General features: G+C 59.8%; 12 protein-coding genes. 10 read left to right on the forward strand and 2 right to left on the reverse strand.

All coding sequences use genetic code 11. The annotated features are described in order from the left end of the window. Nucleotides 1-3 precede the first annotated feature (3 nt). Both K5E80_RS12885 and K5E80_RS12890 read left to right on the forward strand, forming a co-directional pair. The gene (locus tag K5E80_RS12885) at nt 4-2595 is read left to right on the forward strand and encodes a fimbria/pilus outer membrane usher protein (protein ID WP_220636537.1); all 2592 of its coding nucleotides are present in this window, start codon (nt 4-6) and stop codon (nt 2593-2595) included. After that, nucleotides 2579-3064, forward strand: a complete 486-nt coding sequence (locus K5E80_RS12890; protein WP_220636538.1) for a Csu type fimbrial protein — start codon at nt 2579-2581, stop codon at nt 3062-3064. The genes K5E80_RS12885 and K5E80_RS12890 overlap by 17 nt, the downstream gene beginning before the upstream one ends. Before the next feature lie 247 nt (nt 3065-3311). Here the strand turns inward: K5E80_RS12890 and K5E80_RS12895 are convergent, their stop codons facing one another. After that, nucleotides 3312-4283 (reverse strand): cyclic di-GMP-binding domain-containing protein, MshE-related, encoded by a 972-nt coding sequence (locus tag K5E80_RS12895; protein WP_220636539.1) that lies wholly within the window; start codon nt 4281-4283, stop codon nt 3312-3314. Nucleotides 4284-4878: 595 nt separating this feature from the next. Between K5E80_RS12895 and thiC the strand changes: the two genes are divergently transcribed. From thiC to K5E80_RS12920, 5 genes are all read left to right on the forward strand, one after another. Next, nucleotides 4879-6792, forward strand: a complete 1914-nt coding sequence (gene thiC / locus K5E80_RS12900) for a phosphomethylpyrimidine synthase ThiC (RefSeq protein WP_220636540.1) — start codon at nt 4879-4881, stop codon at nt 6790-6792. A gap of 16 nt (nt 6793-6808) precedes the next feature. Beyond that, the gene (locus K5E80_RS12905) at nt 6809-6991 is read left to right on the forward strand and encodes a hypothetical protein (RefSeq protein WP_220636541.1); all 183 of its coding nucleotides are present in this window, start codon (nt 6809-6811) and stop codon (nt 6989-6991) included. A gap of 93 nt (nt 6992-7084) precedes the next feature. Continuing rightward, nucleotides 7085-7873, forward strand: coding sequence for a protein NO VEIN domain-containing protein (locus K5E80_RS12910; RefSeq protein WP_220636542.1), 789 nt, complete (start codon nt 7085-7087; stop codon nt 7871-7873). Between the two features lie 73 nt (nt 7874-7946). Beyond that, nucleotides 7947-8405, forward strand: coding sequence for a disulfide bond formation protein B (locus tag K5E80_RS12915; protein ID WP_220636543.1), 459 nt, complete (start codon nt 7947-7949; stop codon nt 8403-8405). Next, the gene (locus K5E80_RS12920; RefSeq protein WP_220636544.1) at nt 8402-9055 is read left to right on the forward strand and encodes a DsbA family protein; all 654 of its coding nucleotides are present in this window, start codon (nt 8402-8404) and stop codon (nt 9053-9055) included. Before K5E80_RS12915 ends, K5E80_RS12920 begins: the two co-directional genes overlap by 4 nt. Nucleotides 9056-9218: 163 nt before the next feature. On the opposite strand, the gene mnmH is transcribed toward K5E80_RS12920, so the two are convergent. Further along, a complete protein-coding gene (gene mnmH / locus K5E80_RS12925; RefSeq protein WP_220636545.1) occupies nt 9219-10271 on the reverse strand; it encodes a tRNA 2-selenouridine(34) synthase MnmH in 1053 nt (350 codons plus the stop codon). A 98-nt stretch (nt 10272-10369) separates the two neighbouring features. Between mnmH and selD the strand changes: the two genes are divergently transcribed. The 3 genes from selD (at nt 10370) to K5E80_RS12940 (ending at nt 14085) form a co-directional block, all read left to right on the forward strand. Then, complete coding sequence (gene selD / locus K5E80_RS12930; RefSeq protein ID WP_220636546.1) at nt 10370-11446, forward strand: selenide, water dikinase SelD; 1077 nt, start codon at nt 10370-10372, stop codon at nt 11444-11446. A gap of 897 nt (nt 11447-12343) precedes the next feature. Next, nucleotides 12344-13276: a sugar phosphate nucleotidyltransferase gene (locus K5E80_RS12935; RefSeq protein WP_220636547.1), complete on the forward strand. Its 933-nt coding sequence runs from the start codon at nt 12344-12346 to the stop codon at nt 13274-13276. Nucleotides 13277-13443: 167 nt separating this feature from the next. Continuing rightward, a complete protein-coding gene (locus K5E80_RS12940) occupies nt 13444-14085 on the forward strand; it encodes a heme-binding beta-barrel domain-containing protein (protein WP_220636548.1) in 642 nt (213 codons plus the stop codon). Nucleotides 14086-14098: the final 13 nt, after the last annotated feature.

Below are 14098 nucleotides of genomic sequence, written 5' to 3' on the forward strand. Positions count from 1 at the left end.
CCGATGGCGCCGGACATTGCTCCGGCACGGACGGCGAACGAAAGTGTATGGGCTTGGCGCAGAGCCGCTGGCGCCATGGCGTATGCGCTTTCGTTTGCCGTGCGCGCCGGAGCGGCGGCAGCGGGGGAATTCGCTCCGGTCAGCCGCGGTGACAACCCCGGACCTGTTCTAATGCTGAGCCGGGAACTCGGCAGCGCGGCTACAGACCCCCAAAGAGTCTCGCCTCATGACAGCGACGTCGGCGTGTCTCTGACACCAAGCCTGACGCTTGGCGCCGGAGCTGGCGCTCAGTCTCATGCGCAGCTTCCCGCCGCCGACCAACTCCTGATCGCCGAAATTAGCCTGAATGGCGTGCCCAAGGGCGAGTTCACCGTCATGGCCCTTGCCGGCGGGGATTTCCTCGTCGGCGAGTCCGATCTCAAGGCCATGGGGGTACAGCCACCCTACGGCGTGCCGATAGCGTTGGAGGGGGAAGCGCATTATTCCCTCCGCGCGCTTAAGGCGAGCGAACTGCGCTTCGACGAAGCGAAACTGGCTTTGTTCGTGACCTTGCCGCCTGAACGATTGCCGAAAACAGCCGTCGACCTGCAACCGGGGCGGCCGACAAGAGTCGTCGAGCCACGCGACAACAGCAGCTTTTTCAACTACCGCCTCCTCTATTCGGGCGACGATGCAGGAGGGGCAAAAAGCCTGGCACTAGCGACCGAGGTGGGCGTGCGCGTGGGCGACTCTCTGCTGCGCTCCGAGTCAGCCCATGTACGCGGTGGCACTGGCCCCGGTCAAGACATCCGCTATGGAAGCAGCTTGATCCACGATGACCGGCGCTCGATGAACCGTTGGATTCTCGGCGACTTCAGCACCGCTTCTGGCGATCTGGGCAACGTTCTCAACTTGGGTGGCATTAGCTTTTCGAAAACCTATCAGATTGATCCCTATTTCATCAGGCAGCCGATGGCCGCCTTCACAGGCAATATCGCGTCAGTGGCGCAGGCGGATATTTATCTCGATGGCATGCGTATAAGCACCCAAACGCTGCAGCCGGGGCAGTTCGCGCTACGCAACCTGAATTATTTCGGCGGCCAGCGCGAGGTCGAAGTCGTCATCCGCGACGCCTTTGGCCGGGAGCAGCGCCTGGTTAATCCTTTTTATTTCACCGATGTGAATCTGCGCGAGGGATTACACGAATACAGCTACAACGTCGGCTTCCAGAGGAAAAATCTGGGTGTCGCCAGCAACGACTACGGGAAGGCAGCGTTGTCTGCCTTTCACCGCTATGGCGTTAGCGATAGCCTGACGTTGGGGGGGCGTGGCGAAGCCGAACCGGGTCGCTTCAATCTCGGTCCCACAGCGGCGCTACGCTCGGACCGCTGGGGCGTTCTTTCCGGCAGCGTGGCGGCAGGGCGCAGCCCCTCCGGCAGTGGTTCGGCCGAAGTGGCCCAGTACGCCTATCAGGCGCGGCAATTCAACGGTCGGATCGAACTGAGGCACTACTCGGCACAATACGAGACGGTTGGCCAGGCAATCATCACAGCTCGCCCGAAAACGGAACAGACCGTCAGCGCCAGCTACGGCTTTGTATCGATCGGCAGCCTGAGCGTCGACTGGCACCAACTCAGGCAATACCAGGGCGACGATCAGCGCTCGGTGTCCCTGGGTTACTCCCGCAACCTGTTTGGCACACTCAGCCTGCTGGCATCTATCAGCCGGGTTGCGGGTACGTCGTCCCTGCCGCCCACGACCAATGTATTCTTCGGCCTTACCTACAGCCCGAAGAAGGATTTCATTACGAATTTCTTCCACAACTCGAGCGCCGGCAACTCCAGCGACGTGTTGCAGTTCGGCAACAACACGCCGGTCGGCGAGGGCTTTGGTTATCGCGTTGTCAGCGAGCGCACCGACGCGGACCTGGGCAGCACTTACAGTCTCGTACCGTCGCTTCAGTACAATGGACAATATGGCGAATATACGGCGGCCCTCAATTCCACTCGCAGCTCCGGCGGCAGTTCGCAGGAAACCTACCAGTTGGGTATCGGCGGCGGCATCGCCTATGTAGGTGGTGCGCTCGCCTTCTCGCGGCCCATCACCGACAGCTTCGGCATTGTCAAAGTCGGCGGCCTGGAGGGTGTGCGCGTGTATCAGAGCGCGCAGGAAATCGGCCGGACCAATGCCGCGGGGACGCTATTCCTGCCCAACCTCGGCTCATATGTCGCCAACCATGTGGCCATCGATGATCGGGATATCCCGATCGATTACGTCATCGCCGACAAGGAACAGAATATCTCGCCGCCCCTGCGTAGCGGTTCGCTGATCCGCTTCGATGTTACGCGCATTCAAGCTATCATCGGACGACTCTCTCTCCGGGAAGCTGGTGTGGTTAAACCAGTTGAATACATCGATCTACTCGTCACAGCCGACGGCAAGGAGATGCATTTCCCAACTGGAAGGGCGGGTGAGTTCTATATCGAGAACCTGAAGCCAGGGCGCTATTTTGCCCGCTTCGTCTTTGGCCAGCGGCAGTGTGCGTTCGAGCTAACGGTGCCGGAATCGCAGCAAATGCTGGTTGACCTGGGAGAGCTGCATGTCTGCCAATTCTAAAATCAGGGCCGCGTTGCCTCTAGCGCTTGCGCTCCTGTCCGGTGCCGCCGGCGCCGCCACGACCTGTACGTTGGCGATCAGCAATGTGGCATTCGGCGGCTATGATGTGTTCAGCGCCACCAGCCTCGATACCAGCGGGTCGATTAAAGTTACCTGCACAAGATCCGGCGGTGCGAACCCGACCGTCACCCTTGCTATCGGCTCCGGGGCCTATGGCGGCTCAACCGCTACCCGGAAAATGAAAATGAACGGCGGTGCAGACTTCCTCGCCTACAACCTGTACAAGGATGCCGGCAGGACGAGCGTATGGGGCAATGTGTCCGGACTGGACGCGTTTACGCAGACGCTGGTTGTGCCGAACAATTCGTCGGCGCAATTGACCGCCACTATTTTCGGCCGCATCCCCGCTGGCCAGGATGTTATGAAGGGAACATATTCCGACAGTGTGGTGGTAACGGTGACGCCATAACGCAAAACACACATTGCGGCGCAGCCGCGAAACGCCCGTAGCGAATTACGGAGCCCCTCGTAATGTCGAGCGCAGCGGGCAATAGCCTCCCCGCGAGGGGGCGAAGGCGGGGTTTCGCGGAGCACTGCTCCGCGCCGTCGCAGCGGGCCGGCTGTGCAAAGTCGGCCCTGGACGATGGGAGGGGCGGGCGTTCAATTTGCCTTTGCGGTGTTTCATCATCAGGGGTGCAACAAGCAATGCATGAGCGTTAGGTGGGCATCACGGATATCTGGATCGGCCAGGGGTGGACGCCGGGGCGGGCCTCCTCCGAGAGAAGTACCCGGAAATTCAATTCGGCGGGCATCGTTTGCATGCCGTGGCCGCCGGACTGCACGCTCAGCACGCCACCGAAGCGGCCGAAAGAGACGGGGCTGCCGATGCCGCGCACTTCGGTTCCTCTGGCGAAGTCGGCTTGACTCTCTACAGTAAGCAGGTACCCAGTCGGACTGTTCGAAACGATTTCCAGCATTAAAGGGATAGGCACGTCAACATAGCCGCGAACGATGTCGGCTTCCGATATATGGATCGTGTGTGGCGCCGACAGCACTCGGATGCTGACATGACGCAATACCGTGGCGCTGACCGCGACTTGGGCATTGGCGCCAACCGCAGCTTCGGCCGGTGTAGTCTCCACTGCCGTACCCACGGCAAGTGTGGCTGCAATTGCCAACGCCACCAGCCTTCGTTGTAGATGTAATCCGCTGGCGAGCTGGTGAGGCTTAAGATGACCGGCATTGACCAGTTCGCTGCCGAGCTGCCTTCCCGAATCGCGTTGTCGCGCCAGGGCATCATCTAATTGAGCGCGGCTGATCTCGCCTGTGGCAACCAATATTTCGCCAAGACAGAGCCGCGACTTCGTGTCGCACTTTTGGGATTGCGCATCCTGAAACCGAAGAGCCCGATCCAGTTGGCCCGGATCAAGCCAACCGCGTCGGATCGCTATTTCACCCAGCTTCTCTCCGGTACGCGCCTGCTCGGCAAGGGCATCCATGAGCTGCTCCGGTTCAGCGCGGCCCACATCAACCAGCATCTCGCCCAGCCGCTTGCGTTCACCAGCAGCCAAGGTCAACAAACCATCGATCTGGGTCGTATGGTCGTGATCGTCAGAACTGGCGGGCTGCCCGGCTACTTCAGTAACGCCAAGTGCGGCCAGTACTATGTCAAGTTCTCTGTTGTCCATATTAGTGTAAGGAATGACTCCTCAAGCCGAAATTCGCAAGCCTTGTGTCCTGCGTCAACGGCATTGGCCACATAATCTTTATAAATTCATAATACAACAACAGAGTCAGCCCCACTGGTGCCGCAGCAGGAAAGAAAGTGGCAAGCCCGAGCAATAACGCATCGGGAACACCGTCAATGGCGAGTACCAGTCCCGGCCAGCACAACCTGCGCCTGGGCGCCCATGGCGGAGCGTTGATGCGTGGCAGGGATTATCGAATATACGTAAAACAACGCCAGATCGCTATTGTTATTGCGAAACGGTGGATATCGCATCTCGCACAGATCGGGTAATCGGTATCGCGCATACCATGGGCCAAAGAAACCACTTGCAATGTGCTTTTGCCGCAAATTTCAGGCAGTCGCAGGTCCCTTGGGGAACCAATATAATCAATACTGTTTGCCGTGCACATATTGCTGCTGATTCGAGCGCTGCCCGCAGGTTGCCGCTATTGTTATGAATTCCGCCGTTGAGCTTGCATCGGGCGACCCTTTCCAGTAGCTTGGATACCCCATTCAGACCAGAAAAAACTGGCAACCGAAATCAGGAATACCCCATGAACGCCAACGAAAAATTTATCGCCGCCGAAGCCCATGTCGACGCGGCAGCGATCCAGTCCTTGCCGCACTCGCGCAAGATTTACGTCACCGGATCGCGCTCCGATATCCGCGTCCCGATGCGCGAGATCAGCCAGTCCGATACCCCCGCTGCAATGGGTGTCGAGAAGAACCCGCCGATTTTTGTCTATGACTGTTCCGGTCCCTACACCGATCCGGCGGCAAGGATCGACATCCGCCGCGGCCTGCCCGCGCTGCGCCAGCAGTGGATCGAGGAACGCAACGACACCGAAGTGTTGAACCGGCTGTCGTCCGAATTCGGCCGCCAGCGCCTCGCCGATCCGGCGCTGGCCGGGATGCGCTTTGACCTCAAGCGCCAGCCGCGCCGCGCCAAGGCAGGCATGAACGTGTCGCAAATGCACTATGCCCGGCGCGGCATCGTCACACCCGAAATGGAATACATCGCCATCCGCGAAAACCTGTGCCGCCGCGAATATATCGAGTCGCTCAGGACATCCGGCCCCACCGGCCAGCGCCTGGCCGAGATGATGGGTCGCCAGCACCGCGGGCAGAATTTCGGCGCCTCCATTCCAGAGGAAATCACGCCCGAATTCGTGCGCGCCGAAGTGGCGCGCGGCCGCGCCATCATCCCCAGCAACATCAATCATCCCGAGTCGGAGCCGATGATCATCGGCCGCAACTTCCTCGTCAAGATCAATGCCAACATCGGCAACTCGGCGCTCGGCTCCTCGATCAGCGAGGAAGTCGACAAGATGACCTGGGCCATCCGCTGGGGCGGCGACACGGTGATGGATCTGTCCACCGGCAACAACATCCACGAAACGCGCGAATGGATCGTGCGCAATTCACCGGTGCCGATCGGCACGGTGCCGATTTATCAGGCGCTGGAAAAAGTCGATGGCAAGGCCGAGGAACTCACCTGGGAAATCTTCCGCGACACGCTGATCGAGCAGGCCGAGCAGGGTGTGGACTACTTCACCATTCATGCCGGCGTACTGCTGCGCCATGTGCCGATGACCGCCAGCCGCATGACCGGCATCGTCTCGCGCGGCGGCTCGATCATGGCCAAGTGGTGCCTCGCCCATCATAAGGAAAGCTTCCTCTACACGCATTTCGAGGACATCTGCGAGATCATGAAAGCCTATGACGTCGGCTTCAGCCTCGGCGACGGCCTGCGCCCCGGCTCGATCTACGACGCCAACGACGAAGCGCAACTCGGTGAACTGAAAACGCTGGGCGAACTCACCCAGGTGGCATGGAAGCACGATTGTCAGGTGATGATCGAAGGCCCCGGCCATGTGCCGCTGCAACTGATCAAGGAGAACATGGACCTGCAATTGGCGTGGTGCGACGAAGCGCCGTTCTACACGCTGGGCCCGCTCACCACCGACATTGCGCCGGGCTACGACCACATCACCAGCGGCATCGGCGCCGCCATGATCGGCTGGTACGGCACCGCCATGCTGTGCTACGTCACGCCCAAGGAGCACCTCGGCCTGCCCGACAAGGACGACGTCAAGGAAGGCATCATCACCTACAAGCTCGCCGCCCATGCCGCCGATCTGGCCAAGGGCCATCCCGGAGCGCAGATCCGCGACAACGCGCTATCCAAGGCGCGCTTCGAGTTCCGCTGGGAAGACCAGTTCAACCTCGGCCTCGACCCCGACAAGGCGCGCGAGTTCCACGACGAAACCCTGCCACAGCAAGGCGCCAAGGTGGCGCACTTCTGCTCCATGTGCGGGCCGCACTTCTGCTCCATGAAAATCACCCAGGACGTGCGCGACTACGCCGCGGCGCAGGGCGTTTCCGAACAGGAAGCCTTGACCAAGGGCATGGAAACCAAGGCGGTGGAATTTGTGCAGAGCGGGGCGGAGGTGTATCGCAAGGCCTGACCTTGGCTGCTGAATCATGATGGATACTGGCGACATCATTAAACTCGAAAGACATTGCAGGGCACTGTGCGAAGCATCGCCGCTGGCCCGCATCCGCAATGAACGCGAATATGATTCGGCCATCAACATGCTCAACGAACTGCTCAATGCCGGTGGCGCTGGAGAAGTGCTTCAGGATTTCAGAGAGTGTATTTTCTGATGCCTGCAATGGAGCAGAGTTCTGATCGAGGTAATCGCTGACATGGCGTGGAGCAGGATAGAGGTTGAAGCCACAGTTGCAGATTACTTTCACATGCTGACACTTGAGTTGTCAGGGCAAAGCTACAACAAGACGGCCCATAGAAAGTCTCTACTTGCAAAGCTGGATGGTCGATCAGAGGGTGCGGTAGAACGTAAACATCAAAATATCAGCGCAATTTTGATTGCGTTGGGCTGCCCCTACATTTCCGGCTATAAGCCCCTCGGCAACTATCAATCGCTCTTGCGCGAAGTGATCGAATCTCGTATCGCACAAGATAAATTACTCGATGCTGCTGCTCTGACGGCGGTATTGATTCCTGCTGCCGTGCCTCTAGTGGAAGATTTTTCTGCGCTATTGGTTGATGCTCCAAAAGTGGCATTCTCGGCACGTGAAGCACACCAAAATGAATATGTAGCACCGAGCTCGCATAAATGCGACTATCTTGAACGTGAAGCGAGAAATGCTTCGCTTGGTACAGTCGGAGAAGAGTTTGTTATGAACTTTGAACACTTCCGGCTGCGGAGCCTTGGTCACAAGGCATTGGCCGACAAAGTGGAGCACGTCGCAAAAACAAAAGGCGACGGGCTTGGATTCGACATCCTTTCTTTTGAGGCTTCTGGGCGTGAAAGATTTATTGAAGTTAAGACCACGGCCTTCGGCAAGGAAACGCCGTTTTATGTCAGTCGCGGCGAAGTTAAATTCGCGCAAAGATATTCTGAAGAATTTCACCTGTATCGGCTTTTCGATTTTAGAAAAGAGCCGAGGATGTTTGATCTGCAAGGCATGATTGAAAAGCATTGCACGATGAATCCGATTAATTACATCTGCGAGTTTTCGTGAGCCTTATGTTGCAAAGTGAAACGTCTCGAATTCATGTGCGCCCGGTTCGATATACCGCTGTCTGGAGAATGCATTGACCGACAAACAAGATCTGTCCATCACCCCCAAGAGAAATGAGGCTGCCGGCTGGACCTTGATTTTCAGCGCCTGGCTGATTGCCGCCAGCGCGATGCTGGGCGCGCTGTTCTTCGGCGAAGTCATGAAGGTACCCACCTGCGTCATGTGCTGGTATCAGCGCATTTTCATGTTCCCGCTGGCGCTGATCCTGCCGTTCGGGCTGTTTCCCTTCGACCGCAAGGTGATTCGCTATGCCACGCCGCTGGCTGTTCTCGGCTTGCTATTCGCCGTGTTTCACATGCTGCTGGTGGCGGGGGTGATTCCCGAGAGCATCAAGCCCTGCACGCAGGGTGTACCGTGCTCAGTGACCGTGATCAAGTGGTTCGGCTTCGTGACGATTCCTCTGCTTTCGGTGCTGGCTTTTTCAACCATTCTGGCGTTGCTGGCCGCGACGCATTTTCGGAGTTCCAAATGAAGCAAAAGACGCTGTTCATCGTTGCCGCTGCCGTTTTGCTGCTGGCTTTCATCATTGCTGCGCTGGTCTTTACCGCGCAGAAAAACGAGCAGGCCGCGGCGCACGCTGTGGTCAACAGTTCCGCGCTGATGCGCATGCATTCGCCGACTCACGGCAAGGCCGATGCGCCGGTGGTCATTGTCGAGTTCTTCGATCCTGCCTGCGGCACCTGCGCCGATTTCTATCCGCGGGTCAAGGAAATGATGGCGGCGAACCCGGACCGGATTCGTCTGGTGCTGCGTTACGCGCCCTTCCATCCCGGCTCCGACAAGGTGGTGGCCATGCTGGAAGCGGCGCGCAAGCAGGGCCAGCTCTGGCCGGTGCTGGAGGAACTGTTTGCGACGCAGGCCGACTGGGTGGTCAATCACGTGGCGCAGCCGGAGCAGGCCTGGAAACACATGGAACGCCTCGGCCTCAATATGGCGCAGCTGCAGACCGACATGATGGCGCCCGAGATCGGCCAGATTATTGCGCAGGATCTTGAGGATGCGCGCAGCCTCAATGTGACCATGACGCCAGAGTATTTCGTGAATGGCAAGCCATTGCCGGAATTCGGCTGGGAACAGTTGAAGGCGCTGGTGGACGGAGAATTGGCGGCTACCCGGCGCTAGCGCGGTTTGTACACAAAGAGTGGCTTATAAACCAGGATTTTGTCGTCCCCGCGCAGGCGGGGACCCAGTGACTTTGCAGTAAAGACGCTGGATTCCCGCCGGCGCGGGAATGACAAATATTTATTGAGTGCTCCGTCCGGATTGCAACGCTGCGCTAGGGCATTCAGTTGCGGGCGATGATCTCCGCCGCCAGTGTTTCAATGCCTGCGGTGGACAGATCGTACGCCTGAAACACCGGTACTTCCGCGAGGACGGGGAACTGCCGGTGCAGGGAGCGCTCATAGAGCCGGTCGTAATGACAAGTCAGTAGTTCGGTTACCAGCGTGCGGAAATCGTTGGCGCGGGCCAGACCCTGCCAGCGCGCGATGACCTCGCGTCCCTGCATTTCCATGAGGCGGTCGAGCAGATCATGCAGCAGCCCGGCATCGCACAGGTAGGCGTAGTCGGCGAGCAGGAAATCGACCCGCGCCGGGACGCTGGCCTCGATGCGCAGCCGGCGGCCCTTGCCAATGGCATCGAAGATCGCGGGCGGCAGTTGCAGCCGGCCGATGCGGCGGCTTTCGGCTTCGATGAATACCGGCCGGCTGGCATCAAACCCGGTGAGGGCTTGATGAATGCCGGTCTCGAACTTCTTTTGCGAAGGCTGCGGTGCGTCGGGCAGATCGCCGAGAACCGAGCCCTTGTGCGCCGCCAGTTCCTCCAGATGCAGCACTTGCGCGCCCTGCCGGGCCATGGCTTCGAGCAGCCGGCTCTTGCCGCTGCCGGTCGGGCCGGAGATGACGCAAAAACGCAGCGTGGCGGGCAAGCGAGCCAGATTTTCCAGCACCTGATGCCGCCAGGATTTGTAGCCGCCTTCCAGCCGTCGCGCCGGCCAGCCGATTTCGCGCAGCACATGGGTGAAGGCGCCGCTGCGCTGGCCGCCGCGCCAGCAGTAGACCAGCGGCCGCCAGGATTTCGGCTGATGGCTGAATTGCTCCTCGATGTGGCGGGCGATATTGCGCGCCACCAGCGCCGCGCCTACCTTGCGCGCTGCGAAGGGCGACTCCTGCTTGTACAGCGTGCCGACGCGGCTGCGTTCCTCATTGTCCAGCACCGGGCAGCTGATGGCGCCCGGGATGTGGTCCTCGGCGTATTCGGCGGGCGAGCGCACGTCGATGATGGTGTCAAACTCGGCCAGCTGGGCGGCGGTGGCGAGGGTATGATCGGGGGCCTTCATCAAGGCAATATCCGGGCGTTGGGGAGGCAGTATCTTAGAGCGAATCGACGATTCCCCGCCGCGAAATGCTCAACTAATTCTGCTTTATCTCATGCACCATGAATGACAAGATTCCCGAGTCCAATGTACCTGCCTTTGTCCGGATACGCCTGACCGAATTCAGCCACGGCGGCGGCTGCGGCTGCAAGATCGCGCCGGCCGTGCTCTCCCGCCTGCTGGCAGAGACGCCTCTGCGCGGGCTGCCGCCCGATCTGCTGGTGGGCTCCGAGACCAGCGACGACGCGGCGGTGTATCGCCTCAACGACGAGCAGGCCATTGTCGCCACCACGGATTTCTTCACGCCGATCGTGGACGATCCCTACGACTTCGGCCGCATCGCCGCCACCAACGCGCTGTCCGACGTGTATGCCATGGGCGGCAAGCCCCTGTTCGCGCTGGCCATCGTCGGCATGCCATTGGGCAAGCTGCCGGAGGATGTCATCCGTCGCATTCTGGCTGGAGGCGAGGCGGTATGCGCCGCGGCGGGCATCCCCATCGCCGGCGGGCACAGCATCGATGTGCTGGAGCCGATCTACGGTCTGGTCGGCATCGGCGTGGTGCATCCGGCGCGGGTCAAACGCAACAGCGCGGCCCAGGCAGGTGACACGCTGATCCTCGGCAAGCCGCTGGGTATCGGCATGCTTTCGGCGGCATTGAAGAAGGGCCGGCTCTCCACGGCGGGCTATGACAAAATGCTGAAATGGACCACGCTGCTGAACACGCCGGGGATTGCCCTGGCGGAAATGGCCGACGTTCATGCGGTGACCGATGTCACCGGTTTCGGCCTCGCCGGTCATCTGCTTGAAATCTGCCGTGGCTCTGGCATTGGCGCGCGTATCAACTTTGACAGCCTGCCCCTGATTGCGGAAGCCGTGCAGCATGCTCGCGCTGGCATCGCCACCGGCGCCTCGGCGCGCAACTGGGCGGCCTATGGCGAGCAACTGCTTTTGCCAACGGGATGCGCCGATTGGCAAAGAAACCTGCTCACCGACCCACAGACCAGCGGCGGCTTGCTGGTGGCCTGCGCACCCGGGAGTGCCGACAAGGTGCTGGACCTGTTGCGCGCGGAGGGCTTCGACGCGGCGGCCGTGATCGGAAGCATGACGGCGGACACGCCAGAGATTCAGGTGACATAGCCACGGCAGGGTATCGACCATCGGGGACGACGCTATCGAAGAGGCAGTCGATCTGCACGCTCGCTATGTCCGGCTCGCGCGAAGTCGAGGTCGTAATTGCCATGGATAATCCTTTCGTTACTTCTTTCCCCGACAGCATCCTGAATGCGAGTGTACCCAAGGCGAACATCATCGAGCTTTTGACTGCTGATCTTCCGGCGGTCTGCCCTCTCCCGTCCATGCCATTGTGGGCTTTGCGTCCGCGGATTTTCTTAGACGCGGTCAACGAGAAGGAGATAACGTGCCCGTAATGCGGTACGCGCTATCGGCTGCGCCGCAATGTCCCGATGCACCACCACGATTTCGGGGGGCGTGATCTGCATCAACATCGCCCTCAGATACACCCCGTGCTTGAAGCAAAGGGTCCACCCGCACCCGTTGCCAGATCGCCCAACTTGAGCACTGATGAACCCGGCAACACAACGCTCGAAATGATGACGCACTGGCTGAGGCGTGGTCGAAGCTGACTGCACCGCCGCGAGTTTGGCGGATAGACCTTTAGTTATGCCAGACTCGCTAACTTAGCTAGAGGTTACCTCTACCGAAACCGACGCGTGGGGTCTTGCCATCGTGGCAATTCGGCCAATAGTTGAGGGACCATTTGCGGAAGACACCTCCCTTTTCCCAGAGACGAACGCTGGAGAAGGGCCGGGGATGAGGTGCTCGAGCGTCGAACATTTGCCGAATGTTCAACAGGTCACCACGTATCGGCAAATGCCTACACTCCGCCTCAAACCCTGCAGATATTCAGCCGCCGTCAAGGTCAATATTCTCGACACATATCGGCCGGATCGCTGAACGATCTGGCCTCTGGCAAGCGGAGGACACATGATTTCGCCACGAGTCGTTGCATTCGTCATGGCCGGCGGAGAAGGCAGACGCCTGCGCCCGCTCACCGTTCATTACCCAAAGCCCGCGCTGCCCGTCAGCGGTGCGTATCGTCTGATCGATTTCGCCTTGAGTAATCTCTACAACTCGAAGGTGCGCTCGATCTACGTGCTCGCGCAATATTGCCCCGAGCCGCTGCTGCGGCACATCGCGCATGCATGGATGCGAACCCCAGCGCGCGCAGCCAATTTCGTGCAGCCCCTGCTTGCTTCGGGAGCCAGCGGGCTCTCGCCATACAAGGGCACGGCCGATTCGGTCCGACAGAACCTGCATCTGGTGGACCGGCTGCAGCCCGACATCGTTGCCGTATTTGCCGCCGATCACATTTATCGCATGGACGTGCGGCAGATGATCGATTTTCATCGTGAGCGTAATGCAGACGCAACCGTAGCAGCCATTCCGGTTCCCATCGAGTGCGCGTCCCGATTCGGCGTCATTTCAGCTGACCAGCAAGGCTGCATCCACGGCTTTGATGAAAAGCCGCAGGCGCCCCAATCGTTGCCGGATGATCCCGATCTTGCATACGCGTCGATGGGCAATTACCTTTTTCGGCCCGAGGTGCTGCGCCAGGCGCTCGCCGAAGCCGCTCAACGCGGCGAGCACGATTTCGGCCTGCATGTATTGCCGCACTTGATAAGCACGCATCGGGTGTGTGCGTACAACTTCGGTGCGAACAAGGTTCCCGGCCTGCAGCCGCACGAGGAGCGCAGCTATTGGCGCGACGTGGGCACCGTCGAAGCCTACGTGGCCGCACAGCATGACATCGCAGGACCGACACCGCGCTTCGATCTGCACAATACCTCGTGGCCCATCCATCCCTTGGGGCTTGCGGCCGCTCCGGCAAAAGCCGGACGCGACACCGCAAGTGTGCGGTGGCCCAGAGTCTCCGTTGCGAAGATCTGACGTGAAGCCCGAGCCAATCGAGTCGCGCACCGCGGCAACCGTGGCGGCTTTCCCCCGTAAACGGGTGCTGCATGCTGGCCGGCCGTCGATCCATGGCAAGGCGTCGATTAGCGCGTCGCGATCGAAGCCGCATGAACCTTGTTCAACTTGAACTGGAGGAAGCATCAATGAGCGACGAAGCAAGGAAACTCAGCGGAGGTGTGACGATGGCAGAGATAATGGGCCCTCGGAAGCTAGGGCCATTGACCCCACTGGTCGGCGAGTGGGAGGGTGACGTTGGCGTCGATCTTTCCTATCACAACAAGGACGACGAAACGACGCAAACCGGGTACTTCGAGCGTGCGTGGTTCCGGCCCATACCGATTGTCGAAAACGGCCTGCAGACGATGGAGGGGCTGAATTACGAGATGACGGCTTGGCGCCATGGCGAGGAAGCCATGGACCCGTTCCACGACGAAGTCGGTTATCTCCTCTGGGACAAGGCCAACAAACAGGTCATACGCTGTTTCGCGGTGCCGCGCGGGCTTGCCATTCTCGCAGGCGGTGATGCGGGTCCGCGCGACAAGTCATTCAAGTTCAAGTCGGAGCCAGGATCGGCGTCCTACGGTCTCTCCCAGAACAAATACCTCATCGAGCGCGCAAGGGCCATAGCCTTCGAGTGCACGTTTACCGTCAATGACGACGGCACGTTCAGCTACACATCCGACCTCGTCCTGAAGCTCGCTGCGACCGGTCGCGAAATGCACCATACCGATCGCAATACGCTGCATCTCGTGAAACGCATCCACCCGAGCACCGAAAAAACCTGACGGCGCCAACTCC

The organism is Georgfuchsia toluolica, assembly GCF_907163265.1.
Lineage (GTDB): Bacteria > Pseudomonadota > Gammaproteobacteria > Burkholderiales > Rhodocyclaceae > Georgfuchsia > Georgfuchsia toluolica.

Coding starts and splice junctions, on each gene's coding strand:
- K5E80_RS12935 (WP_220636547.1), top strand. CDS start 12,344: ATGGCCGGCGGAGAAGGCAGACGCCTGCGCCCGCTCACCGTTCATTAC.
- K5E80_RS12905 (WP_220636541.1), top strand. CDS start 6,809: ATGATGGATACTGGCGACATCATTAAACTCGAAAGACATTGCAGGGCA.
- K5E80_RS12910 (WP_220636542.1), top strand. CDS start 7,085: ATGCTGACACTTGAGTTGTCAGGGCAAAGCTACAACAAGACGGCCCAT.
- thiC (WP_220636540.1), top strand. CDS start 4,879: ATGAACGCCAACGAAAAATTTATCGCCGCCGAAGCCCATGTCGACGCG.
- K5E80_RS12920 (WP_220636544.1), top strand. CDS start 8,402: ATGAAGCAAAAGACGCTGTTCATCGTTGCCGCTGCCGTTTTGCTGCTG.
- K5E80_RS12890 (WP_220636538.1), top strand. CDS start 2,579: ATGTCTGCCAATTCTAAAATCAGGGCCGCGTTGCCTCTAGCGCTTGCG.
- K5E80_RS12940 (WP_220636548.1), top strand. CDS start 13,444: ATGAGCGACGAAGCAAGGAAACTCAGCGGAGGTGTGACGATGGCAGAG.
- selD (WP_220636546.1), top strand. CDS start 10,370: ATGAATGACAAGATTCCCGAGTCCAATGTACCTGCCTTTGTCCGGATA.
- K5E80_RS12885 (WP_220636537.1), top strand. CDS start 4: ATGGCGCCGGACATTGCTCCGGCACGGACGGCGAACGAAAGTGTATGG.
- mnmH (WP_220636545.1), bottom strand. CDS start 10,271: ATGAAGGCCCCCGATCATACCCTCGCCACCGCCGCCCAGCTGGCCGAG.
- K5E80_RS12895 (WP_220636539.1), bottom strand. CDS start 4,283: ATGGACAACAGAGAACTTGACATAGTACTGGCCGCACTTGGCGTTACT.